General features: G+C 71.6%; 26 protein-coding genes. 17 read left to right on the top strand and 9 right to left on the bottom strand.

Going from position 1 to position 25,790, the window contains the following annotated elements; all coding sequences use genetic code 11:
• Positions 1-135: 135 nt before the first annotated feature.
• The gene (gene sepH / locus ACZ4U1_RS33605) at positions 136-1,176 is read right to left on the bottom strand and encodes a septation protein SepH (RefSeq protein ID WP_467907952.1); all 1,041 of its coding nucleotides are present in this window, start codon (positions 1,174-1,176) and stop codon (positions 136-138) included.
• Positions 1,177-1,656: 480 nt separating this feature from the next.
• Here sepH and ACZ4U1_RS33600 point away from each other — a divergent pair, with 480 nt between their 5' ends.
• Positions 1,657-2,409, top strand: coding sequence for a hypothetical protein (locus ACZ4U1_RS33600; RefSeq protein WP_467907951.1), 753 nt, complete (start codon positions 1,657-1,659; stop codon positions 2,407-2,409).
• Here ACZ4U1_RS33600 and ACZ4U1_RS33595 read toward each other — a convergent pair.
• Together ACZ4U1_RS33595 and ACZ4U1_RS33590 are read right to left on the bottom strand one after the other, a co-directional pair.
• Complete coding sequence (locus ACZ4U1_RS33595) at positions 2,333-3,652, bottom strand: D-arabinono-1,4-lactone oxidase (RefSeq protein WP_467907950.1); 1,320 nt, start codon at positions 3,650-3,652, stop codon at positions 2,333-2,335. The genes ACZ4U1_RS33600 and ACZ4U1_RS33595 overlap by 77 nt on opposite strands.
• The gene (locus ACZ4U1_RS33590) at positions 3,612-4,850 is read right to left on the bottom strand and encodes an MFS transporter (RefSeq protein WP_467907949.1); all 1,239 of its coding nucleotides are present in this window, start codon (positions 4,848-4,850) and stop codon (positions 3,612-3,614) included. Before ACZ4U1_RS33590 ends, ACZ4U1_RS33595 begins: the two co-directional genes overlap by 41 nt.
• 162 nt (positions 4,851-5,012) lie before the next feature.
• On the opposite strand from ACZ4U1_RS33590, the gene ACZ4U1_RS33585 reads away from it, so the two are divergent.
• Positions 5,013-6,140, top strand: a complete 1,128-nt coding sequence (locus ACZ4U1_RS33585; protein WP_467907948.1) for a ferrochelatase — start codon at positions 5,013-5,015, stop codon at positions 6,138-6,140.
• Positions 6,141-6,148: 8 nt separating this feature from the next.
• A complete protein-coding gene (locus ACZ4U1_RS33580) occupies positions 6,149-6,964 on the top strand; it encodes an inositol monophosphatase family protein (RefSeq protein ID WP_467907947.1) in 816 nt (271 codons plus the stop codon).
• 74 nt (positions 6,965-7,038) lie between these two features.
• On the opposite strand, the gene ACZ4U1_RS33575 is transcribed toward ACZ4U1_RS33580, so the two are convergent.
• Positions 7,039-7,212, bottom strand: coding sequence for a hypothetical protein (locus ACZ4U1_RS33575; protein ID WP_023546087.1), 174 nt, complete (start codon positions 7,210-7,212; stop codon positions 7,039-7,041).
• Between the two features lie 412 nt (positions 7,213-7,624).
• Between ACZ4U1_RS33575 and ACZ4U1_RS33570 the strand changes: the two genes are divergently transcribed.
• From ACZ4U1_RS33570 to ACZ4U1_RS33555, 4 genes are all read left to right on the top strand, one after another.
• Positions 7,625-8,278 (top strand): response regulator transcription factor, encoded by a 654-nt coding sequence (locus ACZ4U1_RS33570; protein ID WP_007387794.1) that lies wholly within the window; start codon positions 7,625-7,627, stop codon positions 8,276-8,278.
• Positions 8,279-8,283: 5 nt separating this feature from the next.
• The gene (locus ACZ4U1_RS33565; RefSeq protein ID WP_467907946.1) at positions 8,284-9,531 is read left to right on the top strand and encodes a sensor histidine kinase; all 1,248 of its coding nucleotides are present in this window, start codon (positions 8,284-8,286) and stop codon (positions 9,529-9,531) included.
• Positions 9,532-9,924: 393 nt separating this feature from the next.
• Complete coding sequence (locus tag ACZ4U1_RS33560) at positions 9,925-10,221, top strand: DUF4193 domain-containing protein (protein WP_003997302.1); 297 nt, start codon at positions 9,925-9,927, stop codon at positions 10,219-10,221.
• Positions 10,222-10,234: 13 nt separating this feature from the next.
• Positions 10,235-11,149, top strand: coding sequence for a hypothetical protein (locus ACZ4U1_RS33555; protein WP_467907945.1), 915 nt, complete (start codon positions 10,235-10,237; stop codon positions 11,147-11,149).
• Here ACZ4U1_RS33555 and ACZ4U1_RS33550 read toward each other — a convergent pair.
• Positions 11,146-11,607 carry a DUF3093 domain-containing protein gene (locus tag ACZ4U1_RS33550; protein ID WP_467907944.1) on the bottom strand — a complete coding sequence of 154 codons (462 nt, stop codon included), beginning with the start codon at positions 11,605-11,607 and terminating at the stop codon, positions 11,146-11,148. The two genes, ACZ4U1_RS33555 and ACZ4U1_RS33550, sit on opposite strands and share 4 nt — an antisense overlap.
• A 58-nt stretch (positions 11,608-11,665) precedes the next feature.
• On the opposite strand from ACZ4U1_RS33550, the gene ACZ4U1_RS33545 reads away from it, so the two are divergent.
• The 8 genes from ACZ4U1_RS33545 (at position 11,666) to ACZ4U1_RS33510 (ending at position 18,985) form a co-directional block, all read left to right on the top strand.
• Entirely contained in the window at positions 11,666-12,250 is a 585-nt protein-coding gene (locus ACZ4U1_RS33545) for a PaaI family thioesterase (protein ID WP_467907943.1), read from the top strand.
• Positions 12,247-12,798 (top strand): dUTP diphosphatase, encoded by a 552-nt coding sequence (gene dut, locus ACZ4U1_RS33540; protein WP_388315129.1) that lies wholly within the window; start codon positions 12,247-12,249, stop codon positions 12,796-12,798. Before ACZ4U1_RS33545 ends, dut begins: the two co-directional genes overlap by 4 nt.
• A 1-nt stretch (position 12,799) precedes the next feature.
• Positions 12,800-13,561 (top strand): DUF3710 domain-containing protein, encoded by a 762-nt coding sequence (locus ACZ4U1_RS33535; protein WP_388315132.1) that lies wholly within the window; start codon positions 12,800-12,802, stop codon positions 13,559-13,561.
• A 136-nt stretch (positions 13,562-13,697) separates the two neighbouring features.
• Entirely contained in the window at positions 13,698-14,390 is a 693-nt protein-coding gene (locus ACZ4U1_RS33530; protein ID WP_467907942.1) for an ABC transporter ATP-binding protein, read from the top strand.
• Positions 14,391-14,524: 134 nt separating this feature from the next.
• Positions 14,525-17,080: an ATP-binding protein gene (locus ACZ4U1_RS33525; RefSeq protein WP_467907941.1), complete on the top strand. Its 2,556-nt coding sequence runs from the start codon at positions 14,525-14,527 to the stop codon at positions 17,078-17,080.
• A complete protein-coding gene (locus ACZ4U1_RS33520; RefSeq protein ID WP_467907940.1) occupies positions 17,077-17,763 on the top strand; it encodes a response regulator in 687 nt (228 codons plus the stop codon). The genes ACZ4U1_RS33525 and ACZ4U1_RS33520 overlap by 4 nt, the downstream gene beginning before the upstream one ends.
• Positions 17,764-17,806: 43 nt before the next feature.
• The gene (locus ACZ4U1_RS33515) at positions 17,807-18,205 is read left to right on the top strand and encodes an OB-fold nucleic acid binding domain-containing protein (RefSeq protein WP_078629620.1); all 399 of its coding nucleotides are present in this window, start codon (positions 17,807-17,809) and stop codon (positions 18,203-18,205) included.
• A gap of 3 nt (positions 18,206-18,208) precedes the next feature.
• Positions 18,209-18,985 (top strand): DUF3159 domain-containing protein, encoded by a 777-nt coding sequence (locus ACZ4U1_RS33510; protein ID WP_467907939.1) that lies wholly within the window; start codon positions 18,209-18,211, stop codon positions 18,983-18,985.
• A 61-nt stretch (positions 18,986-19,046) separates the two neighbouring features.
• Here the strand turns inward: ACZ4U1_RS33510 and ACZ4U1_RS33505 are convergent, their stop codons facing one another.
• Positions 19,047-19,715 (bottom strand): potassium channel family protein, encoded by a 669-nt coding sequence (locus ACZ4U1_RS33505; RefSeq protein WP_189305043.1) that lies wholly within the window; start codon positions 19,713-19,715, stop codon positions 19,047-19,049.
• The gene (locus ACZ4U1_RS33500; RefSeq protein WP_189305041.1) at positions 19,715-20,386 is read right to left on the bottom strand and encodes a potassium channel family protein; all 672 of its coding nucleotides are present in this window, start codon (positions 20,384-20,386) and stop codon (positions 19,715-19,717) included. The genes ACZ4U1_RS33505 and ACZ4U1_RS33500 overlap by 1 nt, the downstream gene beginning before the upstream one ends.
• Positions 20,387-20,757: 371 nt before the next feature.
• On the opposite strand from ACZ4U1_RS33500, the gene ACZ4U1_RS33495 reads away from it, so the two are divergent.
• Together ACZ4U1_RS33495 and ACZ4U1_RS33490 are read left to right on the top strand one after the other, a co-directional pair.
• Positions 20,758-22,806, top strand: a complete 2,049-nt coding sequence (locus tag ACZ4U1_RS33495) for an APC family permease (RefSeq protein ID WP_467907938.1) — start codon at positions 20,758-20,760, stop codon at positions 22,804-22,806.
• 164 nt (positions 22,807-22,970) lie between these two features.
• Complete coding sequence (locus ACZ4U1_RS33490) at positions 22,971-24,302, top strand: class I SAM-dependent RNA methyltransferase (RefSeq protein WP_467907937.1); 1,332 nt, start codon at positions 22,971-22,973, stop codon at positions 24,300-24,302.
• A gap of 13 nt (positions 24,303-24,315) precedes the next feature.
• Here ACZ4U1_RS33490 and aroB read toward each other — a convergent pair whose 3' ends face one another.
• Together aroB and ACZ4U1_RS33480 are read right to left on the bottom strand one after the other, a co-directional pair.
• Positions 24,316-25,443, bottom strand: coding sequence for a 3-dehydroquinate synthase (aroB, locus tag ACZ4U1_RS33485; protein ID WP_467907936.1), 1,128 nt, complete (start codon positions 25,441-25,443; stop codon positions 24,316-24,318).
• The coding region (locus ACZ4U1_RS33480; RefSeq protein WP_467907935.1) for a shikimate kinase at positions 25,440-25,790 on the bottom strand (351 nt) is incomplete at its 5' end. The genes aroB and ACZ4U1_RS33480, both read right to left, overlap by 4 nt.

The following is a 25,790-nucleotide window of genomic DNA, read 5'->3' as shown; positions in this document are numbered from 1 at the left end:
CGGGGGTTTTTGGGTGTGGTTTTGTGGTAAGGGTTTTTGTAGCCCCTCCCCCGTGTTGGGGGGGGGGGGGCGGATACGGGGTGGTGGTCCTCTCGGGGGGGGGGCCCCCCCCCCCCCCCCCCCTCCCACGGAGACCTACTCCTGCTTCTTGCGCCGGGTGCCGAACACGATCTCGTCCCAGCTCGGGACGGCGGCGCGGCGGCCGGGGCGGACGCCGTCGGCCTCGGCCTGGCGGTCGGTCGCGCCGATCAGCCGGTCGCGGTGGCTGCCGACGGAACGCGGCATGAGGACGTCCGCGTAGGCGGAGCCGGCGGACGCGGCGGGCGCCGGCGGCTCCTCGGCGGCGGGCTCGTCCTCGGACTCCTCCGCGGGCTCCGCCGGGCGTTCCGGGACCACCAGGTCGCCCCGGAAACTCGGCACGGCCTCCAGCAGGCTGGTCAGTGAGTCGCGTTCGCCCGTGCTCTCCTCGGCCGGTTCCGACGACTGCGCGGGCAGGCTGGGCCGCTCGCGGTCGCTCCGGTCGAGAGCGCGGTCCATGGAGCGCTCGCGCGGCAGCCGGGCGATGCGCGGGACGAACGGGAAGCTCGGCTCCGGCACGGCCAGGTCGTCGGACTCGCCGATGAGCGAGCGCGCCTCGTCGTCCACGGCCTGTACGAGCCGCCGGGGCGGGTCGTACGTCCAGCTCGCCGAGTGCGGTTCGCCCGCGACCCGGTAGACGAGGAGCACCTCCCAGGTGCCGTCGTCGCGGCGCCAGGAGTCCCACTGCACGGTGTCCTTCTCGGCACCGCGCAGCAGCAGCCGCTCCTGCACGGCCTCGCCGAGCAGCGGGCCGGAGTTCTCACCGGGGCGGCGGACCGGGGTCTTGCGGGCCCGCTCGGCCATGAAGGCGCGCTCGGCCAGCACCGGCCCCTCGAAGCGGCGTACCCGGTCGACGGGGATGCCGGCGAGCTGCGCGACCTCTTCCGCGGTGGCACCGGCCCGTATCCGCGCCTGGATGTCCCGCGGGCGCAGATGGCTCTCGACCTCGATCTCGATCTGGCCGAGGCGCGGCCGGTCGCCGCGCACGGCGGCGCGCAGGCGTTCGTCGATCGGAAGCGTGTACTCCGTAGAGTCGGCAGCCTTCAGCACCAGCCGTGTGCCGTCATTCGAGACGGCCACGACACGCAGTTCGGGCATGGGGACCTCCCGGGTGGTGCCTGCCGACGTCACGTGCGTCGCTGCTTCCGCTAGTCGAGTGTGGCCTGCCCGGGTGCAGCCTGCCACAACCTTGCCGAGTTGCCCGGCGTGTCGGGCACGGGCCCGGGACCGCCGTTATGGCACGGTTACCTGTTCGCAACGCTAAGTGACCAACTCCGTCACCCTGTGCAACTAGCCCCCTCCCGGCGGTCCTGGCTGGCCGCGGGCACCCTGGTGGGAGACCGGACCCAGGGCTCGCAACAGTACTCCATTTGGACCACGTGCGTGGATTGGCGCGCCGCCCAACTTCTGGCAAGGGATGCGACTTGGCCCTTCGCAACCGGTTTTGCCGATCATGAACGTGGCGAACTTCACGCAATCGCCAGAAACGGAACTAATGGTTTCGTCCGTACGTCCCCTTCTCGTGCAGTCGGTCGGTCAATGTCGATCAAGTACGGGAAAGGCAGGCAAGGTCCGGGTATGCGCGAGACACCCGATACGGGGCGGAAGCGGATCGATCTGAGCGTCCCCCAGGTCGCGGGCAGCGCCCTGGCGGCGGTCGTGGCGGCCAAACTGGCTTCGTACTTCGGGGTGTACGGCACGATCCTCGGCGCCGGCCTCGTCAGCGTCGTCGCCACCTGCGGCGGCTCGGTCTTCCAGCACTTCTTCAAGCGGACCGGGGAGCAGCTCCGGGAGAAGACCGCCGTAGCGGCCCGGCCGAGGGAACAAGCGCCTTTGCCGCCGGGCGAGTTCACCGAGGGCACCGTCTACCGCGCGCGGGTGAGGGGCCGGCGCCGCCCGCTGGTCGCCGCGGCCCTGGTCTTCGGGGTCACGATGGCCGGCATCACGGCGTACGAGCTGGTGTCCGGCGGCAGTTTCAGCGGCGGTGGGGGCACGACGGTCAGCGACGCCGTCACCGGCCGGGGCTCCTCCGGCGCCAAGTCCGACGACACGCCCGCCCCTTCCGGCACCCCGTCCCCGGACCGCACACCGCCCACCGGCCGCGCTACGGCCCCCAGCACGTCCCCGACGCCCGGCGGCTCCCCGAGCGGGGAGCCGAGCAGGGACCCGGGCGGGGAGAACAGCGGAGATCCGAGCGGCGACCCGGCCGCCCCGACCCCCACACCCGGCGCGCCCAGCGCGTCCGCCACGGCGCCTACGCCCCCAGCACCCTCCGCACATAGTCGTTCTGGAACAGCCGATCCGGGTCCAGACGATCCCGCAGCGCCGTGAACTCGCCGAAGCGCGGATACACCCGGGCGAAGTACTCCGCGTCCCGCGTGTGCACCTTGCCCCAGTGCGGACGCCCCTCATGCGCGGTGAAGATGCGCTCGGCGGCGGTGAAGTACGCGTGGTACGGCGTGCCCCGGAACATGTGCACGGCGATGTAGGCGCTGTCCCGGCCGGAGGCGGTGGACAGGGTGATGTCGTCGGCCGGGGCGGTGCGCACCTCGACCGGGAAGCTGACCCGCAGGCCGGAGCGGTCGACCATCGTCTTCAGCTCGCGCAGCACCGTCGCCAGGGCCGCGCGCGGGACGGCGTACTCCATCTCCACGAAGCGCACCCGGCGCGGTGAGGTGAAGACCTTGTAGGGGATGTCCGTGTACGTCCGTGCGGACAGGGCCTTGCTGGAGATCTGGGCGATCGCCGGGATCGCCGCCGGCACCGCGCGGCCGGCCCACTGGGCCACCTGGAAGACACCGTTGGCGAGGAACTCGTCCTCGAACCAGCCGGCCAGCCGCCCCACCGGCTGCTCGGGGCCGGCGCTGCGGTTGTTCCGCTTGGTGTTGGTGTTGCCGGTGTGCGGGAACCAGTAGAACTCGAAGTGTTCGTTCTCGGCCCAGAGTTGGTCGAACTCGGCGAGGACCCGTTCGAAGGGCATGGGTTCCTCGCGCGCCGTGAGCAGGAAGAGGGGCTCCACGGCGAAGGTGATCGCGGTGACGACGCCGAGGGCGCCGAGGCCGATCCGGGCCGCGGCGAAGACCTCCGGGTTCTCCTTCTCGGAGCAGGTGAGCACCGAGCCGTCGGCCGTGACGAGTTCGAGTCCCTTGATCTGCGCGGCGATGGAGCCGGACACGCGGCCCGTGCCGTGGGTCCCGGTGCTGGTGGCCCCGGAGACGGTCTGCTCCATGATGTCGCCCATGTTGGTGAGCGAGAGGCCCTCGCGCGCGAGAGCGACGTTGAGCCTCTTGAGCGGGGTGCCCGCCTCCACCGTGACCGTCATGGTCTCCCGGTCGATGGTGCGTATACCCGTCAACAGTTGAGGGCGTATCAACAGACCGTCGGTGGCGGCGATCGAGGTGAAGGAGTGCCCGGTCCCGACAGCCTTCACCTTCAGGCCGTCCTCCCGGGCCCGCCGCACCGCCGCGGCCAGCTCCTCCACCGAGGCCGGCTCGACCTGCCGGGCGGGCCGGGCCGTGACATTGCCGCCCCAGTTACGCCAGGTGCCGTTCTTCCCGCTCGCTGTGCTGCTCAACGGTGCCTCCCCGACCCGCGGCCGGCCTGCGCAGCCGGCGGTACCCGAGGAAACCGACCACGACCGCGACGGCCCCGGACACGGCCGGAACCCCGTACCCGGCCCGTGCCCCGGCCGCGTCGATCACCCAGCCGGCCACGGAGGAGCCGACCGCGATGCCGACGGCGAGGCCGGTGCTCACCCAGGTCATGCCCTCGGTGAGCTGCGCGCGCGGTACGTGCTCTTCGATGAGGGACATCGTCGTGATCATCGTCGGCGCGATGGCCAGCCCCGCAACGAACAGCGCCACGGCCAGAAGCGGCAGGTTTCCGACCAGTAGGAGGGGGATCATACTCACGGCCATCGCCGCCACGCCCAGCAGCCAGCGGCGTTCCGGCGTCCCGCGGAAGCGCAGCAGCCCGAAGACGACGCCCGCCACACAGGAGCCGGCCGCGTACAGCGCCAGGACCACGCTCGCGGCGCCCTTGTGGCCGCGCTCGTCGGCGAAGGCGACGGTGACCACGTCCACGGCCCCGAAGATCGCGCCGGTCGCCACGAAGGTCGCCCCCAGCACCTGGAGCCCCGCCGAGCGCAGGGCGCTGCCGCCGCCGTGCTGCTCGCGCGGGTGCGGCTCCGGCTCGGTGGCGCGCTGGGCGGTCAGCCAGAAGACGCCGGCGGCCAGGAAGCAGGCGGCCAGCAGGGGGCCCGCCTCAGGGAACCAGGTGGTGGACAGGCCGATGGAGATGATCGGCCCGAAGATGAAGCAGACCTCGTCCACGACCGACTCGAACGAGTAGGCGGTGTGGAGCTTCGGGGTGCCCCGGTACAGCGCCGCCCAGCGGGCCCGGATCATCGCGCCCAGGCTCGGCACCGAGCCGATCCCGGCCGCGCAGACGAACAGCACCCAGTCCGGCCAGCGGAAGTGGGCGGCGAGCAGCAGCCCGGCCGCCGCGGCCAGGGCCACCAGGGTCGCGGGGCGCAGCACCCGGCGCTGCCCGTGCTGGTCCACCAGCCGGGAGATCCGCGGCCCGATCGCGGCGGCGGACAGCGCCATGGTGGCCGACAGGGCGCCCGCCAGGCCGTACCGGCCGGTGAGCTGGGAGACCATCGTGACCACGCCGATGCCCATCATCGACAGCGGCATCCGGCCGAGGAATCCCGCGGCGGAGAAGGCCTTGGTGCCGGGCTCGGTGAACAGGGCTCTGTAGGGGCTGGGCACGCGGGTCTCCGTAAGGCGTGAAGTGGGGGGCAACAGCTTACGGGTTAGGGCACCCTAAGTCTCGCGGTTTATTCATCGGGGACTTGTCCCCGCACACCACACCAACCCGACTCCTCACCCCACTGTTTCCCCGCTGTCAGTGCCGGGTGGCAGGATCGACTCATGCCAGACGCGCTCGATGCCACCCCGTACGACGCCCTGCTCCTGCTCTCCTTCGGCGGCCCCGAAGGCCCGGACGACGTGGTCCCCTTCCTGGAGAACGTCACGCGCGGGCGCGGCATCCCGAAGGAACGCCTCAAGGAAGTCGGGCAGCACTACTTCCTGTTCGGCGGGGTCAGCCCCATCAACGACCAGAACCGCGCCCTCCTGGAAGCCCTGCGCAAGGACTTCGCCGACCACGGTCTCGACCTGCCGGTCTACTGGGGCAACCGCAACTGGGCGCCGTACCTGACGGACACCCTGCGCGAGATGGTCGCCGACGGCCGCCGCCGCATCCTCGTCCTCGCCACCAGCGCCTACGCCTCCTACTCGGGCTGCCGGCAGTACCGGGAGAACCTCGCCGACGCGCTGGCCGCCCTCCAGGCCGAGGGCCTGGAGCTGCCGAAGATCGACAAGCTGCGGCACTACTTCAACCACCCCGGCTTCGTCGAGCCCATGATCGACGGCGTGCTGCGCTCCCTCGCCGACCTCCCCGAGGACGTCCGCGCGGGCGCCCACATCGCCTTCACCACCCACTCCATCCCGACCTCCGCCGCCGACACCTCCGGCCCGGTCGAGGCCCACGGCGAGGGCGGTGCCTACGTCGAGCAGCACCTGGACGTGGCCCGGCTGATCGCCGACGCCGTCCGCGAGCGCACCGGCGTCGACCACCCCTGGCGGCTCGTCTACCAGTCCCGCTCCGGCGCCCCGCACATCCCCTGGCTGGAGCCCGACATCTGCGACCACCTGGAGGAGCGGCACGCCGCCGGCGTCCCGGCCGTGGTCATGGCCCCCATCGGCTTCGTCTCCGACCACATGGAGGTCCTCTACGACCTCGACACCGAGGCGACGGCCAAGGCCGAGGAACTGGGCCTGCCGGTGCGCCGCTCGGCCACCGTGGGCGCCGACCCGCGGTTCGCCGCGGCCGTCCGCGAGCTGATCCTGGAGCGGGCCGCCGTGGAGCGCGGCGAGCAGGTCACCCCCTGCGCCCTCGGCGCGCTCGGGGCGAGCCACCACCTGTGCCCGGTCGGCTGCTGCCCGGCCCGCGCCCCCCGCCCCGCCGCCGCGGGCGCCGACAGCCCCTACGCGTGAGGAGACCCGTGACCGACGCCCTGCACCGGGACCTGCTCGCACTGGCCCAGGAGGCCGCCCGTCGCGCCGGCGAGCTGCTGCGCGACGGCCGCCCCGCCGACCTGGCCGTGGCGAGGACCAAGTCCAGCCCCATCGACGTCGTCACCGAGATGGACATCGCCGCGGAGAAGCTGATCACCGATCTGATCTCCGGGCAGCGCCCCGACGACGGCTTCCTCGGCGAGGAGGGCGCCTCCGTCGCGGGCACGAGCGGCGTCCGCTGGGTGATCGACCCGCTGGACGGCACCGTCAACTACCTGTACGGCCTGCCGACCTGGGCGGTGTCCATCGCGGCCGAGCAGGACGGCGAGACCGTCGTCGGGGTCGTCGCGGCCCCGATGCGCGGCGAGACGTACCACGCCGTGCGCGGCGGCGGGGCGTGGGCCACCGGCGCCTGGGAGGGCGAGCGGGCGCTCGCCTGCCGCCCCGCGCCCCCGCTGGACCAGGCCCTGGTCTCCACCGGGTTCAACTACGTCACCGAGGTCCGCACCCACCAGGCCGAGATCGCCGCCCGGCTGGTCCCGCTGCTGCGGGACATCCGGCGCAGCGGCTCGGCGGCGGTCGACCTGTGCGACGTGGCCTGCGGCCGGCTCGACGGGTACTACGAGCGGGGGCTCAACGCGTGGGACTACGCGGCGGGTGACCTCATCGCCCGGGAGGCGGGCGCGCTGACCGGCGGACGGCCCGGAGAGCGGCCGTCACGGGATCTGACCGTCGCCGGGTCGCCGGGGGTGTTCGAGCCGCTGCAGGGGCTGCTGGAGGACTTCGGCGCCTGGCACGACTGACCCCGGGCGGGTACGCACGCGAAGGGACCCCGGCGCTGGATTCGCCGGGGTCCCTCGTCGCGCTTTCGGGCCGATCAGACGCGTGACGCGCCGACCTCCACACCGTGTTCGGCGGCGAGGCGTCGCAGGTCGTCGAGCTCTGCCTGCTCCACCTCGACGAGGAAGTCGTCGCCCTCGTCACGAGCCCGCGACAGGTCGGACTCGGTCGCCCTTATGCGCTGCAGAAGTCCTGCGGTGAAAGCGTCCATGCTGCGCCCCCTCGTCCTGGGTCGTGGGTCGGTGGCACGGGGGTGTGCCGTATGGAAGGGGCGATCACGTCTCTCGCGGGTGCCCAGCGCTGCCCTGCTGGGCGGCGACGGTGCCGGACACCCACGCCCGCTCTGCGAAGCGGATGGAGCAGTACCGCATGGTGCTGCGGCACATGCAGAGCGTGATCGCGGGGTGTAAAGCCGTCCTCCCCCCGCTCCCTTCCGCGGAAACCTCAACCGGAGGAGAAATTCTCGTATTCCCGGCCCAGAACCCCCGTCCCTGCGGTCCGGACTCCGCCTTACAGCCGACTTATGGCCGAAAAGGGCAGGATGGGGGTCACACCTCACGGACACCCCTGCCCGCACGCGCTCACGGCGCGCTACGCGGGTGGACACAGGAAGGACAAGGGACGTGCGCGTACTCGTCGTCGAGGACGAGCAACTGCTCGCCGATGCGGTGGCCACCGGACTGCGCCGGGAGGCCATGGCCGTCGACGTCGTGTACGACGGTGCGGCCGCCCTGGAGCGCATCGGCGTCAACGACTACGACGTGGTCGTCCTCGACCGCGACCTCCCGCTCGTGCACGGCGACGACGTCTGCCGCCGGATCGTCGAGCTGGGCATGCCCACGCGCGTGCTGATGCTCACCGCCTCCGGCGACGTCAGCGACCGCGTCGAGGGGCTGGAGATCGGCGCCGACGACTACCTGCCCAAGCCGTTCGCGTTCAGCGAGCTGATCGCGCGCGTCCGGGCCCTCGGCCGCCGGACCAGCGTGCCCCTGCCGCCGGTCCTGGAGCGGGCCGGCATCAAGCTCGACCCCAACCGCCGCGAGGTCTTCCGTGACGGCAAGGAGGTCCAGCTCGCGCCCAAGGAGTTCGCGGTGCTGGAGGTGCTGATGCGCAGCGAGGGCGCGGTCGTCTCCGCGGAGCAGCTGCTGGAGAAGGCGTGGGACGAGAACACCGACCCCTTCACCAACGTGGTGCGCGTGACGGTGATGACCCTGCGCCGCAAGCTGGGCGAGCCGCCCGTCATCGTCACCGTCCCCGGCTCCGGCTACCGGATCTGATCGCCGTGGCCGCGACGCCCGCGCCGCCCCAGGCGCCCCCGAAGCCCACCTGGGACCCCAGGAGGCCGCAGCCGCCCTTCCCATGGCTGCGCCCGACCATCCGCATACGGCTGACGCTGCTGTACGGCGGCATGTTCCTGATCGCCGGCATCCTGCTGCTGTCGATCATCTACCTGCTCGCCGCCCAGGCGATCAGCACCGGCAACCAGCCGCTGTTCAAGATCGTCAGCGGCACCCAGATCCGGGTCTCCAGCGACAACTGTCCCGCGATCAACACCACCAGCCTGCCGCTGTCGGACTTCAACGACGCGATCGCCCACTGCGTGGACCAGCAGCGCGAGGCGGCCCTGGACAACCTGCTCAGCCGCTCCCTGCTGGCCCTGCTCGGCCTCGCCGTGATCGCCTTCGCGTTCGGGTACGCGATGGCCGGCCGGGTGCTGTCGCCGCTCGGCCGGATCACCCGCACCGCCCGCCAGGTGGCCGGCTCGGACCTGTCCCGCCGGATCGAGCTGGACGGCCCGGACGACGAGCTGAAGGAGCTGGCGGACACCTTCGACGACATGCTCGAGCGCCTGCAGCGGGCCTTCACGGCCCAGCAGCGCTTCGTCGGCAACGCCTCGCACGAGCTGCGCACCCCGCTCGCGATCAACCGCACGCTCCTCGAAGTGCACTTGTCGGATCCGAACGCGCCGGTGGAACTGCAGCAGCTCGGCAAGACCCTGCTCGCCACCAACGAGCGCAGCGAACAGCTGGTGGAGGGGCTGCTGCTGCTCGCCCGCAGTGACAACCAGATCGTCGAGCGCAAGCCGGTCGACCTGGCCGAGGTCGCCACGCAGGCCATCGACCAGGTGCACGCCGAGGCCGAGGCCAAGGGCGTCGGCATCCGCGGCGAGCGCAAGCCGGCCGTGGTGCAGGGCAACGGTGTGCTGCTGGAGCGGATCGCGCTGAACCTGGTGCAGAACGCCGTACGGTACAACGTGCACGACGGCGGCTGGGTCGAGGTCACCACCGACATCCAGCACGGGCAGGCGGTGCTGACCGTCACGAACACCGGGCCGGTGGTGCCGGCGTACGAGATCGACAACCTCTTCGAGCCGTTCCGGCGGCTGCGCACCGAGCGCACGGGCAGCGACAAGGGGGTGGGCCTCGGCCTGTCCATCGTCCGGTCCGTGGCCCGGGCGCACGGTGGCCACATCCTGGCCCAGCCCCGCGAGGGCGGCGGCCTGGTGATGCGTGTCACGCTGCCCTTGTGATCCACGACCGACACACGCGGAGGTTGTTCGCTTTACGCGGAATTTTTCGGCGGCCGGATGGGCTTCTTCCTGTGTGATCGATCACATGGGCGGATTTCCGGCCATGTACGCACGGTGATCATGACAGAAGGTGGAAAGCCGGGAAAGTCCTGGTTTTCAGGGCTCTTGATCACGGGAAGTACACGGGGAGGCGCCTTTGAGGTGCGGCATTCGAACCGTGTACGGTCCTCACCGCCATCCAAGCCGATCACTCTTGAGGGGTCGGGTTGGGTGTCGATTGAGTAACAGACCTTGATGTGAGGCAAAATCTCCGCCTCAGGTCGGGCACAAGTCCGGCCTCTCACGCGTTACGTGCGCTGGAGACACCGCAGACACCCAGAGGGGGAGAGCGATATGGCAACCGATTACGACACTCCACGCAAGACCGACGACGACGTCGACTCGGACAGTCTGGAAGAGCTGAAGGCCCGGCGGAACGACAAGTCCACCTCGTCGGTGGACGTCGACGAGTTCGAGGCCGCGGAGGGCCTTGAGCTGCCCGGCGCCGACCTCTCCAACGAGGAGCTGGCCGTCCGAGTGCTGCCGAAGCAGCAGGACGAGTTCACCTGCATGAGCTGTTTCCTGGTGCACCACCGCAGCCAGCTGGCCAGGGAGAAGAACGGTCAGCCGATCTGCCGCGACTGCGACTGAGGACGGGTCGGCCGTGTCTGGCTCGACCCCTCCCCGGAAGCGCCGCTTCCCTCTGGGGAAAGCGGACCAAGGGCCGATCGACGGCCCGCACGGCGCGCGTGACGACGAGCGGGGCTCACCCGGAGCGGGAGCCTCGCTCGGACCGGCGGCCGACCGGGAGAACCTGCCCGCGCCGGCCCGGCACCCCGCACCCGTCGCCCGGCGCCGGGCGGCGGTGATCCGTGACAAGGCCCGGGAACTGGCCCAGGAAGGCGCCCGCAGGGGCGGCAGCCGGGCTCGTGCGGGGCTGGCGTACCTCGCGGACCGGATCATCGAGATCGCCCCGCGCATCCCCGTACGCGACCTCGCGACCCTGCGCAGGCAGTTCCCCGGCCTCGGACCCGAGGAACTCGCCGACAAGCTGGTGGCGAGCGCGGCCACCGGCACCTCGACGGTCGGAGCCGGGATCGGAGCGGCGGCGATGCTGCCGGTGCCGCCCGCCATGCCGACCGAGCTGGCCGCGGAGATCACCGGGGTCGCCGCGATCGAACTGAAACTCGTCGCCGAACTGCACGAGGTCTACGGCGTACGCCCGCCGGGCAACCTCAAGGCCCGCACCGCCGCGTATCTGTCCTCCTGGTCGGGGGAGCGCGGGATCGACGTGATGAAGCCGTCGACGTACGACACGGCCATGGGCGGCCGCATGAAGCGCGAACTGCGCCGGCAGATCATGAAGCGGATGGTCCGCGACCTGCCCAACCTGATGCCGTTCATGGTGGGAGCCGCGGTCGGGGCGGTCATGAACCGCCGGGACACGAAGAGACTCGCGGCCCATGTCCGAGCCGACCTGCGCAGGATGCAGGTGCCCTGGGACGAGCTGCCCGAGCTGCCGGCCCTGGAGAAACCCGCGGAACCCCTCAGACTGCGCGAGCTGCCCGACGAGCTCTAGGCGGCGGTCCGCGCCGCCTCGATCGCCGCGGCCAGCTTCTCCGGCTCCCGCGTCGACAGGTACAGGTACGGCGTCGGGTCCTCGGGGTCCGTGACCTCGACCCTGAGCGCCGTCGGGATGTAGGCGCGCAGCAGCAGGAAGGCACGGGTGTCGGCCTTGTACGTCCGCCAGGCGCGGGCCTCCTCCGCGTCCAGCACCTCGGCCGAGCCCAGCGCCGACACCGGGATCTTCGCCTCGCCCGCCACCAGGGAGTCACCCACGACCCGGATGCGCGGGGAGCCGTAGGCACTGGCCACCACCGCCGCCGCGGCCGTACCGCCGACCAGGCCGCCGAGCAGCGGCAGGGTGCCGAAGGGCAGCAGGATCAGGGCGAACGAGACGCCCACCAGGAAGCTGATCAGCCACCACGAGCGGGGGGCGGTGAGGCGTTCTTCGTAGGGGGTGGCGGAGAGCTGCATGAGGCCAAGCTTGGCACGGGATCCGTATTCCTCCGACGCGCGGGTAAGGTCTGCGGCTGTGAGAGGTAGTTCCGCAGCTCTTCAGCCTCCCGCCGACGCGGGGAAACCGGTACGGCACCCCGACGCGCCCGCGCCCGGGGAGCTGCTCGGCGCCCACTACGAACACTGTTTCGGGTGCGGTCCCGGGCAGCCGCACGGACTGCACCTGGAGGCCCGCGCCGGCGAGGGCGTCTCGCTGACCGCCGAGTTCACCGTGCAGCCCGCCCACCAGGGCGCCCCCGGCCTCGCGCACGGCGGAGTGCTGGCCACGGCCCTGGACGAGACCCTCGGCTCGCTGAACTGGCTGCTGCGGACCATCGCCGTCACCGGACGGCTGGAGACGGACTTCGTACGGCCCGTGCCCGTCGGCACCACGCTGTATCTGGAGGCCGAGGTCACCGCCGTGGCGGGGCGGAAGATCTACTCCACCGCCGTAGGGCGCATCGGCGGCCCCGACGGGCCGGTCGCCGTCCGCGCCGACGCCCTCTTCATCGAGGTCAAGGTCGATCACTTCATCGACCACGGCCGCAGTGAGGAGATCCAGGCCGCCATGAACGACCCGGACCAGATCCGGCGCGCCCGCGCCTTCGAGGTGAACCCGTGAGCCGAGCCCCCCTGGACGTGCTGATCCGGCGCGTCGATCCGGACGTACCGCTTCCGGCGTACGAGCACCCCGGCGACGCCGGCGCCGATCTGCGCACCACCGAGGCCTGCGAGCTGAAGCCCGGCGAGCGGGCCGTCCTGCCCACGGGAGTGTCGATCGCCCTGCCCGAGGGGTACGCGGCCTTCGTGCATCCGCGTTCCGGCCTCGCCGCCCGCTGCGGTGTCGCCCTCGTGAATGCCCCGGGGACGGTTGATGCCGGGTACCGTGGGGAGATCAAGGTGATCGTGGTGAATCTCGACCCGCGCGAGAGCGTGCGGTTCGAGCGCTTCGACCGGATCGCCCAACTGGTCGTCCAGCAGGTCGAGAGGGTCCGCTTCCAGGAGGTCGCGGAGCTTCCCGGCTCCGCGCGGGCCGAGGGGGGCTTCGGGTCCACCGGTGGCCATGCCGCGGTGGGCGGCGGGAGCGGCACAAGCGGTCAGGCCGCCGAGGGCGGTCCGACGGGTGGGAATCGATACGCTTCGGTCGTATCCGACCGGGAAGGACAGTGACGTGTTCGGACGTCGCAAGAAGAAGGGTGCCGCCGAGGACGCGGCCGGCGAGGCCGAGCAGGTCGTCGACAGCGTCGACACCGAGGCGGACGAAGAGGAGGCCGAGCGCGAGCGCGTCCGGCTGGAGCCCGGGCCCCGGCCCGACGGGCCGTGGGACAGCAGCGAGGTGCGCGACCCGGCCGAGGGCCGCGTGGACCTCGGCGGTCTGTTCGTACCGGGCGTCGACGGCATGGAGCTGCGGGTCGAGGTCGCCGGTGACGCCATCGTCGCCGCGACCGTCGTCCTGCGGGACAGCGCCATCCAGCTGCAGGCGTTCGCCGCGCCCAAGCGCGAGGGCATCTGGACCGAGGTCCGCGAGGAGATCGCGTCCGGCATCACCCAGCAGGGTGGCATCGTCGACGAGGTCGAGGGCCCGCTCGGCTGGGAGCTGCGCGCCCAGGTGCCGGTGCAGCTGCCGGACGGCACCGGCGGCTTCCAGGTCGTACGGTTCGTCGGCGTGGACGGTCCGCGCTGGTTCCTGCGCGGTGTGATCTCCGGTCAGGGCGCGGTGCAGCCGCAGGCCGCCGGGCTGCTGGAGCAGATCTTCCGGGACACCGTGGTGGTCCGCGGCGAGGGCCCGATGGCTCCGCGCGACCCGATCGTCCTCAAGCTGCCCAACGATGCGCAGATGGTCCCCGAAGGGGTTCAGCAGGAGGAGGGCTCGCGCTTCTCCGGGGGGATGGGACAGCTGCAGCGGGGACCTGAGATCACCGAAGTCCGCTGACGGCTTCAGCAGCGATACACGGGCCGTGCCTCGGAGGTGCGGCCCGTTTTCTGCGCTTGTCGCGCAGTTCCCCGCGCCCCTTCCGGGGCGCCGCACCGACCGGTGATACTGAGTCTCCGTCGGCGGGGGAGGGGACATGCGTCACGTGGTCACCGAGACCATGGTGCGGGTCGAGGGCGTTCACAAGTCGTACGGGCAGGGTGCCGCCGCCGTGCATGCCCTGCGGGGGGTCTCCTTCGAGGTGCCCCGGGGGGAACTCGTCGCCCTGAAAGGGCGGTCGGGGTCCGGCAAGACCACCCTGCTGAACATCGTCGGCGGGCTGGACGTGCCCGATCGGGGGCGGGTCGAGGTCGAGGGGCGGGATCTCGCGCAGCTCGGGGAGAGCGAGCTGCTGCGGCTCCGCCGGGACCGGGTCGGGTTCGTGTTCCAGGCGTTCGGGTTGATCCCGATTCTCAGCGCCGCCGAGAACGTGGGCGTACCGCTGCGGCTGCGCCGGGCCGAGCCGCGCGAGCGCGAGGAGCGGGTCGAGCTGCTGCTGTCCCTCGTGGGGCTCGCCGGGCACGCGGCGCAGCGGCCCGGGGAGCTGTCCGGCGGCCAGCAGCAGCGGGTCGCCATCGCGCGGGCCCTCGCCAACCGGCCGGCCCTGCTCATCGCCGACGAGCCCACCGGCCAGCTCGACGCCGAGACCGGGCACGCCGTCATGGAGCTGCTGCGGGCCGTCGTCCACAGCGAGCAGGTCACCGCGCTGGTCGCCACGCACGACGCGACCCTGCTGGACCTGGCCGACCGGGTGCTGGAGCTGCGCGACGGGGAGATCACCGAACACTGAGCCGCTGTTCACCAGGCCGGTCATCAGGGTTGCGTCAAAGTTGCCCGCCGCTCGCCGCCCTGTCCCGTTTGCCGTGATTGTTGGCCGTAGGGTCGACGCTGCGTAGGCAACAGGCACGGGAAGACAATGAGGCCATGGCACGCGGCAAGCTTCGGATCTACCTCGGTGCGGCACCGGGCGTGGGCAAGACCTACGCCATGCTCGCCGAGGCGCACCGCCGGATCGAGCGGGGCACCGACTGCGTCGTCGCCTTCGTGGAGCACCACGGCCGGCCGCGCACCGAGGTGCTGCTGCACGGCCTGGAACAGGTGCCGCGCAGACGGCTGGAGTACCGGGGTGCCGTCTTCGGCGAGATGGACGTCGACGCCGTACTGCGCCGGGCGCCCGCGGTCGCCCTCGTGGACGAACTCGCCCACACCAACATCCCCGGCTCCCGCAACGCCAAGCGCTGGCAGGACGTCGAGGAGCTGCTCGCCGCCGGCATCGACGTCGTCTCCACCGTCAACATCCAGCACCTGGAGTCACTCGGCGACGTGGTCGAGTCGATCACCGGGGTGCGGCAGCGGGAGACCGTCCCGGACGAGATCGTCCGGCGGGCCGACCAGATCGAGCTGGTCGACATGTCCCCGCAGGCCCTGCGCCGCCGCATGGCGCACGGCAACATCTACCAGCCGGACAAGGTCGACGCGGCCCTGTCGAACTACTTCCGCCCCGGCAACCTCACGGCCCTGCGCGAGCTGGCCCTGCTGTGGGTGGCCGACCGGGTCGACGAGTACCTGAACGAGTACCGCAGTGAGCACCGGGTCTCGAGGATATGGGGCTCGCGGGAGCGGATCGTGGTGGGCCTGACCGGCGGCCCCGAGGGGCGCACCCTGGTCCGGCGCGCCGCGCGGCTCGCCGAGAAGGGCGCCGGCGGCGAGGTCCTCGCCGTGTACATCGCCCGCAGCGACGGGCTGACCTCGGCCTCACCGAAGGAGCTGGCCGTCCAGCGCACCCTCGTGGAGGACCTCGGCGGCACCTTCCACCACGTCGTCGGCGACGACATCCCCGCCGCCCTGCTCGACTTCGCGCGCGGGGTGAACGCCACCCAGATCGTGCTCGGCTCCTCGCGCCGTAAGGCCTGGCAGTACGTCTTCGGGCCCGGCGTCGGCGCCACGGTGGCCCGGGACTCCGGCCCCGACCTGGACGTGCACATCGTCACCCACGAGGAGGTCGCCAAGGGCCGCGGACTGCCCGTGGCCCGCGGCGGCCGGCTCGGGCGGGTCCGGATCGTCTGGGGCTGGGCGGTGGGCCTCGCCGGCCCGGCGGTCCTCGCGGTGCTGCTGAACACCGTCGACCTCGGCCTCGCCAACGACATGCTGCTGTTCCTGGCCGTCACCGTCGCCGCGGCCCTCCTCGGCGGCCTGCTGCCCGCGCTGGCGTCGGCGGCCTTCGGCTCGCTGCTGCTGAACTACTTCTACACCCCGCCGCTGCACCGGCTGACCGTCGCCGACCCCAAGAACATCGTCGCCATCGCGATCTTCTTCGGGGTCGGCATGTCGGTCGCCTCGGTGGTCGACCTCGCCGCCCGGCGCACCCACCAGGCCGCCCGGCTGCGCGCCGAGTCCGAGATCCTCTCCTTCCTCGCCGGGAACGTGCTGCGCGGCGAGACCAGCCTGGAGGAGCTGCTGGAACGGGTCCGCGAGACCTTCGCCATGGAGTCGGCCGCCCTGCTGGAACGCGAGAGCGACGTCGCGCCCTGGACCTGCGCGGGCCGCGCCGGCTTCGGGCCGCCGCTGGAGCGCCCCGAGGACGCCGACGTCGACATGCCGGTCGGCGACCACATGGCGCTCGCGCTCACCGGCCGGGTGCTGCCCGCCGCGGACCGCCGGGTGCTGGCCGCCTTCGCCGCCCAGGCCGCCGTCGTCCTGGACCGTCGGCGCCTCCAGGAGGAGGCCGACCGGGCCCGCACGCTCGCCGAGGGCAACCGCATCCGCACCGCCCTGCTGGCCGCCGTCAGCCACGACCTGCGCACCCCGCTGGCCGCCATCAAGGCCGCCGTGTCGTCCCTGCGCTCCGACGACGTCGCCTGGTCCGAGGAGGACCAGGCCGAGCTGCTGGAGGGCATCGAGGAGGGCGCCGACCGGCTCGACCACCTCGTGGGCAACCTCCTGGACATGTCCCGCCTCCAGACCGGCACGGTCACGCCGCTCATCCGCGAGATCGACGTCGACGAGGTCGTACCGATGGCCCTCGGCGGCGTACCCGAGGACAGCGTCGAGCTGGACGTGCCCGAGACGCTGCCGATGGTCGCCGTCGACCCCGGGCTGCTGGAACGGTCGGTGGCCAACCTGGTGGAGAACGCCGTCAAGTACAGCCCGCGCGGGCGGCGCGTCCTGGTCTCCGCGAGCGCCATCGCCGACCGGGTGGAGGTGCGTGTGGTGGACCGGGGCCCGGGCGTGCCGGACGAGGCGAAGGACCGTATCTTCGAGCCCTTCCAGCGGTACGGTGACGCTCCGCGCGGCGCCGGCGTCGGGCTCGGACTCGCCGTCGCCCGGGGCTTCGCCGAGGCCATGGGCGGCACCCTCGACGCCGAGGACACGCCGGGCGGCGGGCTCACCATGGTGCTCAGCCTCCGCGCGGCAGGACCGCGCCCCGAGCTGCTCCCCGTGGGGGAGTCCCGTACCGAACCGGAAAGGCAGACTTCATGACCCGGGTGCTCGTGGTCGACGACGAGCCGCAGATCGTGCGCGCCCTCGTGATCAACCTCAAGGCGCGCAAGTACGAGGTCGACGCCGCCCCCGACGGCCGGACCGCACTCGACATAGCCGCCTCCCGCCACCCCGACGTGGTCGTCCTCGACCTGGGCCTGCCCGACATGGACGGCGTCGAGGTGATCCGGGGCCTGCGCGGCTGGACCCGGGTGCCGATCCTGGTGCTGTCCGCCCGCCACTCCTCCGACGAGAAGGTCGAGGCGCTGGACGCGGGCGCCGACGACTACGTGACCAAGCCGTTCGGCATGGACGAGCTGCTGGCCCGGCTGCGGGCCGCCGTCCGCCGGGCCGAGCCGGTCGGGCCGGGCGAGGACGACCTGACGACCGTCGAGACCGAGGGCTTCGCCGTCGACCTCGCCGCCAAGAAGGTCAACCGCGGCGGCAAGGACGTCCGGCTCACCCCGACCGAGTGGCACCTGCTGGAGGTGCTGGTCCGCAACACCGGCCGGCTGGTCAGCCAGAAGCAGCTGCTCCAGGAGGTGTGGGGGCCGTCGTACGGCACCGAGACCAACTACCTGCGGGTGTACATGGCCCAGCTGCGGCGGAAGCTGGAGTCGGACCCGTCGCACCCGAAGCACTTCATCACGGAGCCGGGGATGGGCTACCGGTTCGAGAAGTGAGCGGGCTTACAGCCCTGTCGGTGCTCCCCGGTACGCTTCAGATATGACTGCTGTTCCTCGTTCCGAAAAGCCGGCCGGCCGGTTCCGGCGCATGCTCGACCGGCTCTCCTCGTCGCAGGAGGACCTGGAGTCCGAGGAGCTGCGCGAAGACGCGGAGACGGCCGGCTGTACGAAGATCGGCGACTGTCATGACCGGCAGATCGTCACCGTAACTGGTACCTTGCGCACGGTCACCCTGCGCCCGCGCGCCGGAGTCCCGGCCCTGGAGGCCGAGCTGTTCGACGGCTCCGCCGCGCTGGACGTGGTGTGGCTCGGCAGGCGCTCCATCGTGGGCATAGAACCGGGGCGCAAGCTGATCGCATCGGGCCGGATCTCGATGAGCCGGGGCCGCCGGGTGCTGTTCAACCCGAAGTACGAACTGCGACCCCTCGGACGGGAGTAGCCGGTGACGTCCCTCGACAAGCCGACCCAAGGCACCGACCAGACCGATCCTCGCGACGCCCGTGCGGTGACGGAGGCGGCGCTGTTCGAGGCGTTCGGCGGGGTCCGCGGCATGGTCGAGACGGTCCTGCCGGGCCTGCTCTTCGTCGCGATCTTCACGGTCAACAAGAACCTGCACATGGCGGCGATCGCCGCGCTGGCCCTGTCGCTGGTCCTGGTCGTCGTCCGGCTGGCGATGAAGGACACCGTCAAGCACGCCTTCAGCGGTGTCTTCGGCGTGGTGTTCGGCGTGGTGTTCGCGATGTTCACCGGCAACGCCAAGGACTTCTACCTCCCCGGCATGCTCTACACGCTGGGCATGGCGCTGGCCTACATCATCACCACCCTGGCCGGCGTGCCCCTGATGGGCCTCATCCTGGGCCCCGTCTTCAAGGAGAACCTCTCCTGGCGCACCCGCAACCCGGGCCGCAAGAAGGCGTACGCCAAGGCCAGCTGGGCCTGGGGCCTGATCCTGCTCGCCAAGTGCGCGATCCTCTTCCCGCTGTACTGGTGGGCCGACACCACGCAGCTCGGCTGGGTCCTGGTCATCCTGAAGATCCCGCCGTTCCTGCTGGCGGTCTGGCTGACCTGGGTCTTCCTCGCGAAGGCGCCCGCGCCGATCGACGTGTTCGCGGAGATGGAGGCCGCCGAGAAGGCCGAGAAGGCCGAGGAGGAGCGCGAGGCGGCGCCGGCCGCGGAGAGCGGCGAGACGGCCGGAGGGCGGCACCGCCGGGAGGCGTGAGCAGCTGTCGTACGACGAGGAAGGGCGCCCTTGCTGCCAAGGGCGCCCTTCTCGTGTGCGGTCAGTCCTCGCGCCGCACCGACAGCAGATCCTCCAGCTGCTCCTCCCGGGCCTGCGCGGCCACGAACAGCAGCTCGTCGCCCGGCTCCAGGGAGTCCTCCTTGGAGGGGGTCAGCACGCGGGTGCCGCGGATGATCGTGACCAGGGAGGTGTCCTCCGGCCACTCCACATCGCCGACCTGGGTGCCGGCCAGGGCCGACTCCTCCGGCAGGGTCAGCTCGACCAGGTTGGCGTCGCCGTGGCTGAAGCGGAGCAGGCGGACCAGGTCGCCGACGCTCACCGCCTCCTCGACCAGGGCGGACATCAGGCGCGGGGTGGAGACGGCGACGTCGACGCCCCAGGCCTCGTTGAACAGCCACTCGTTCTTGGGGTTGTTCACGCGGGCGACGACGCGCGGGACGCCGTACTCCGTCTTGGCGAGCAGCGAGACGACCAGGTTCACCTTGTCGTCGCCGGTCGCGGCGATCACGACGTTGCAGCGCTGCAGCGCGGCCTCGTCCAGGGAGGTGATCTCACAGGCGTCGGCCAGCAGCCACTCCGCCTGCGGGACGCGCTCGACCGAGATGGCGGTCGGCGCCTTGTCGATCAGCAGGACCTCGTGGCCGTTCTCCAGCAGCTCGCCCGCGATCGAGCGGCCGACCGCGCCGGCCCCGGCAATGGCGACCCTCATCAGTGACCGCCCTCCTCTTCCGGGCCACCGGCGAACGCCGCCTCGACCTTCTCCACGTCGTCCGTCCGCATCATCACGTGCACGAGGTCGCCCTCCTGCAGCACCGTCTGCGAGGTGGGCAGGATCGCCTCGCCCAGACGGGTCAGGAACGCCACCCGGACGCCCGTCTCCTCCTGCAGCTTGCTGATCTTGTGACCGACCCACTTGGCGGAGGCGTGCACCTCGGCGAGCTGCACCCCGCCGGTGGGATCGCGCCACAGCGGTTCGGCCCCGGAGGGCAGCAGCCGGCGCAGCATCTGGTCGGCGGTCCAGCGGACCGTGGCCACCGTCGGGATGCCCAGACGCTGGTAGACCTCGGCGCGGCGGGGGTCGTAGATGCGGGCGGCCACGTTCTCCACGCCGAACATCTCGCGCGCCACACGCGCGGAGATGATGTTGGAGTTGTCACCGCTGGAGACCGCGGCGAAGGCGCCGGCCTCCTCGATGCCCGCCTCGCGCAGGGTGTCCTGGTCGAAGCCGACGCCCGTGACCCGGCGGCCCCCGAATCCCGGGCCCAGCCGGCGGAAGGCGGTGGGGTCCTGGTCGATCACGGCGACCGTGTGTCCCTGTTGCTCCAGGGTCTGGGCAAGAGCGGAACCCACTCTTCCGCAGCCCATGATGACGATGTGCACGACCGTCCTTCCGGTGTCCAAAAGTTACTGCTCAGCATCAGGGTCTCAGACCGGCGCCCAAAGCTACACACGGGCGCCGCGTGCCGGGCACCTCCGGGTGGTGGCCGGACGGACCCGTCGGCGAGTGATGCTGCGCACGCTGCACAGGGTCAGGATTCCGAGGCAGGTCAGGGCGAGGATCGCCCCGATCAGCTCCGCGGTCGCGGGCATGGAACCTCCGAAGTGCGATGACAAGCGGGGTTTGCCATCTAGGCACGGAGGGCACATTGACGACGGATTCCGCAGTTCCACGCACCCTGGATTTCACTCGTGAGGCAGATCCCGCACGCCGGGTGGGCGGGTGCCAGTTCGAAGGCTTACGATCCTCTCTCGTGTCCAAACTGACCGACGTGCCCAAACGGATCCTGATCGGGCGCGCACTGCGCAGTGACCGGCTGGGCGAAACGCTCCTGCCGAAGCGCATCGCACTCCCCGTCTTCGCCTCCGACCCGCTGTCCTCCGTCGCCTACGCGCCGGGGGAGGTCCTGCTGGTCCTCTCCATCGCGGGCGTGTCGGCGTACCACTTCAGCCCCTGGATCGCGGTCGCGGTCGTCGTGCTGATGTTCACCGTGGTGGCCTCCTACCGCCAGAACGTGCACGCCTACCCGAGCGGCGGCGGCGACTACGAGGTGGCGACCACCAACCTGGGGCCGAGGGCCGGCCTCACCGTGGCCAGCGCCCTGCTCGTGGACTACGTCCTCACCGTCGCCGTCTCCATCTCCTCCGGCATCGAGAACCTCGGCTCCGCGGTCCCCTTCGTGGTCGAGCACAAGGTGTTCTGCGCCGTCGCCGTGATCGTGCTGCTGACGCTGATGAACCTGCGCGGCGTGAAGGAGTCGGGCAAGCTCTTCGCCATCCCGACGTACGTGTTCGTCGGCGGCGTCTTCATCATGATCGTGTGGGGCGCCTTCCGCGGCCTGGTCCTCGGCGACTCCATGCGCGCACCGACGGCCGGCTACCACATCAAGGCCGAGCACCAGGGCCTCGCCGGCTTCGCGCTGGTCTTCCTGCTGCTGCGCGCCTTCTCCTCCGGCTGTGCGGCCCTCACCGGCGTCGAGGCGATCTCCAACGGCGTCCCGGCCTTCCGCAAGCCCAAGTCGAAGAACGCGGCGACCACGCTCGCGATGATGGGCCTGCTGGCCGTCACCATGTTCTGCGGCATCATCGCGCTCGCGATGGTGACCAAGGTCCGCATGGCCGAGCACCCGGCCACCGACCTCCTCCACAACGGCGTCCCGCTCGGCTCCGGCTACGTCCAGAACCCGGTCATCTCCCAGGTCGCCGAGGCGGTGTTCGGCAAGGGCAGCTTCCTGTTCATCCTGCTCGCCGCCGCCACCGCGCTGGTGCTGTTCCTGGCCGCCAACACGGCGTACAACGGCTTCCCGCTGCTCGGCTCGATCCTCGCCCAGGACCGCTACCTGCCGCGCCAGCTGCACACCCGCGGCGACCGGCTCGCCTTCTCCAACGGCATCGTGCTCCTCGCGGGCGCGGCGACGCTGCTGGTGTTCCTCTACGGCGCGGACTCCACCCGCCTGATCCAGCTGTACATCGTCGGTGTGTTCGTGTCCTTCACGCTCAGCCAGACCGGCATGGTCCGGCACTGGAACCGCCACCTCGCCGTGGAGAAGGACCAGGCCAAGCGCCGCCACATGGTCCGCTCCCGCGCGATCAACGCGTTCGGCGCCTTCTTCACCGGCCTGGTGCTCGTCGTCGTCCTGGTCACCAAGTTCACGCACGGCGCCTGGGTGGCCCTGCTCGGCATGTGCATCTTCTACGCGACCATGACCGCGATCCGGAAGCACTACGACCGGGTCGCCGAGGAGATCGCCGCGCCCGAGGGCCCGAGCGACGACATGGTCCGCCCGTCCCGTGTGCACTCGGTCGTCCTGATCTCCAAGATCCACCGCCCGACGCTCCGCGCCCTGGCCTACGCCAAACTGATGCGCTCCGACACCCTGGAGGCGCTGACCGTCAACGTCGACCCGGTCGAGACCAAGGCGCTGCGCGAGGAGTGGGAGCGGCGCGGCATCGACGTACCGCTCAAGGTCCTCGACTCCCCCTACCGGGAGGTCACGCGCCCGGTGATCGAGTACGTCAAGAGCCTGCGCAAGGAGTCCCCGCGCGACGCGGTCTCCGTGATCATCCCCGAGTACGTGGTCGGCCACTGGTACGAGCACCTGCTGCACAACCAGAGCGCGCTGCGGCTGAAGGGCCGCCTGCTGTTCACGCCGGGGGTCATGGTGACCTCGGTGCCCTACCAGCTGCAGTCCTCCGAGGTCGCCCGGGCCCGCGCCCGCAAGCGGCAGGAATGGAACGCACCGGGCGCGGTCCGGCGCGGACCCGCGGTGGAGCGGCCGAAGGAGCCGTCGGCCAAGGAGTGAGCGGGGGCCTTCCGGCCAGGGACCGCCGGTACCGCCGGGTACGGGCGGGGCCGGCGGGAACCGAGGGCGTGCGGGGAGGCCGGGCGGGAAGGCCGTAGACTGGTGGGCTGTTGTCGGGCCCCCTCGTGGGGCCGCCCCCGCTGTCGATCTGGAGTCTCCCCACCATGCCCGCAGAACCGAAGAAGTCGCTGGTGGGGGAGGAGTACGAGGTCGAGATCGGCCCCGTCGCCCACGGCGGACACTGCATCGCCCGTACCTCCGAGGGACAGGTGCTGTTCGTCCGGCACGCGCTGCCCGGCGAGCGGGTGGTGGCGAAGGTGACCGAGGGCGAGGAGGGCGCCCGCTTCCTCCGCGCGGACGCGGTACGGATCCTCGACGCGTCCAAGGACCGCATCGAGGCCCCCTGCCCCTTCGCCGGCCCCGGCCGCTGCGGCGGCTGCGACTGGCAGCACGCCAAGCCGGGCGCCCAGCGCCGGCTGAAGGCCGACGTCATCGCCGAACAGCTGCGGCGGCTCGCCGGCCTCACCCCCGAGGAGGCGGGCTGGGACGGCACCGTGGTCCCGGCCGAGGGCGACAAGCTGCCGGCGGGACAGGTCCCGCAGTGGCGCACCCGGGTGCAGTACGCGATCGACCCCTCGACGGGCAAGGCCGGCCTGCGCCGGCACCGCTCGCACGAGGTCGAGCCCATCGACCACTGCATGATCGCGGCCGAGGGCGTGAGCGAGCTGGGCATCGAGAAGCGGGACTGGACCGGCATGGAGTCGGTCGAGGCGATCGCGGCGACCGGTTCCCAGGACCGCCAGGTGATCCTCACCCCGCGCCCCGGCGCCCGCCTGCCCCTGGTCGAGCTGGACAAGCCGGTCTCGGTCCTCCGGGTCGACGAGAAGACCGGCGGCGTGCACCGGGTCCACGGCCGCCCCTTCGTCCGCGAACGCGCGGACGGCCGTACGCACCGGGTCGGCGGCGGCGGCTTCTGGCAGGTCCACCCGATGGCGGCCGACACCCTCGTCACGGCCGTCATGCAGGGCCTCCTGCCCCGCAAGGGCGAGACGGCCCTCGACCTCTACTGCGGCGTCGGCCTCTTCGCCGGCGCGCTCGCCGACCGCCTCGGCGAGAAGGGCGCGGTCCTCGGCATCGAGTCCGGCAAGCGCGCGGTGGAGGACGCCCGGCACAACCTGGCCGACTTCCCGCGGGTCCGCATCGAGCAGGGCAAGGTCGAGTCCGTCCTGCCGCGTACCGGCATCACCGAGGTCGACCTCATCGTCCTCGACCCGCCCCGCGCCGGCGCCGGCCGCGCCACGGTCACCCACCTCACCTCCCTCGGCGCCCGCCGCATCGCCTACGTCGCCTGCGACCCCGCGGCGCTCGCCCGGGACCTGGGGTACTTCCGGGAGGGCGGGTACCGGGTGCGGACGCTTCGGGCGTTCGATCTGTTTCCGATGACGCATCATGTGGAGTGCGTGGCGATTCTGGAGCCTGCCGCTAAGGGCGCCTGATGCTGGTGCGCCGTCAGGCCATCCGGTCCGGTGCCGGTGTGTCCGTCGACTGCCGGTCGACCTCGCTGTAGGCGGCGAGGAGGACGGCCGGGTCCGGGCTTTCCAGGACGGTCGGTTTGGCCAGGCCGTCCAGGACGATGAAGCGCAGGCGGTCGCCGCGGGACTTCTTGTCGACCTTCATCGTCTCCAGCAGCTTGGGCCACTGGTCGTAGCGGTAGTGCAGCGGCAGGCCGACCGCTTCCAGGATGGTGCGGTGCCGGTCGGCGGTGGCGTCGTCCAGCCTGCCCGCCAGACGGCCGAGTTCGGCGGCGAAGTGCATGCCGACCGAGACCGCCGCGCCGTGGCGCCACTTGTAGCGCTCGTTCTTCTCGATGGCGTGGCCGAGCGTGTGACCGTAGTTGAGGATCTCCCGCAGGCCCGACTCCTTCAGGTCCGAGGAGACCACCTCCGCCTTGACCCGGATCGACCGCTCGATCAGCTCGGCCGTGTGCCGCCCCGCCGGGGTGCGGGCCGCCTGCGGGTCGGACTCGATCAGGTCCAGGATCGCCGGGTCGGCGATGAAACCCGCCTTGATGACCTCGGCCAGACCGGAGACGTAGTCGTTGACCGGGAGCGAGTCCAGCGCGGCCAGGTCGCACAGCACACCGGCCGGCGGATGGAAGGAACCGACCAGGTTCTTGCCCTCGGCGGTGTTGATGCCGGTCTTGCCGCCGACGGCCGCGTCCACCATCGCCAGCACCGTGGTCGGCACCGCGATCCAGCGCACCCCGCGCAGCCAGGTCGCGGCCACGAACCCGGCCAGATCGGTGGTCGCGCCGCCGCCGACCCCGACGACGACGTCGGTACGGGTGAACCCGCACTGGCCCAGCGCCTTCCAGCAGTAGGCGGCGACCTCGGCGGTCTTGGCCTCCTCGGCGTTGGGCACCTGGATGGCGACGGCCTCGTAGCCCTGCCCGGCCAGATCCGCGCGCAGCGCCTCACCGGTCTCGGCCAGCGCCTCGGGATGGATCACCGCGACCCGCTTGGCCCGGTCCCCGATCAACCCGCCCAGCTCGCCCAGCAACTGCCGGCCCACCAGCACCTCGTACGCCTCGGTGCCCGCCGTGCCGGCGACCGGGATCCGGGTGATTTCCTCGCTCATGCTTCCTTCAACTCCAGAGCGTCCAGCGCGGCTTGGGTGACCTCTTCCGGGGTGCGGCCGTCCGTGGCCACCACCGCCGTGGCGACCTCCTCATACAGGTGACGGCGCGCCTCCATCAGTTGCCGCCACTGCCTGCGCGGGTTGACCGCCAGCAGCGGCCGGGCCGCGTTCAGACCGGTGCGCTTGACCGCCTCCTCGACCTCCATCGACAGGTAGACCACCCGCTGCCCGGCCAGCAGCGCACGCGTGTTGGCGTCCATCACCGCCCCGCCGCCCAGCGCCAGAACACCATCATGCTCGGCCAGCGCCTTGTGCACGGCCTGCTTCTCGATCGCGCGGAAGGCCGC

The sequence above is a fragment of the Streptomyces sp. NPDC028928 genome (assembly GCF_055564915.1).
Note: the sequence above shows the minus strand (reverse complement) of the source record. Positions and strands in the feature narration are given on the sequence as shown.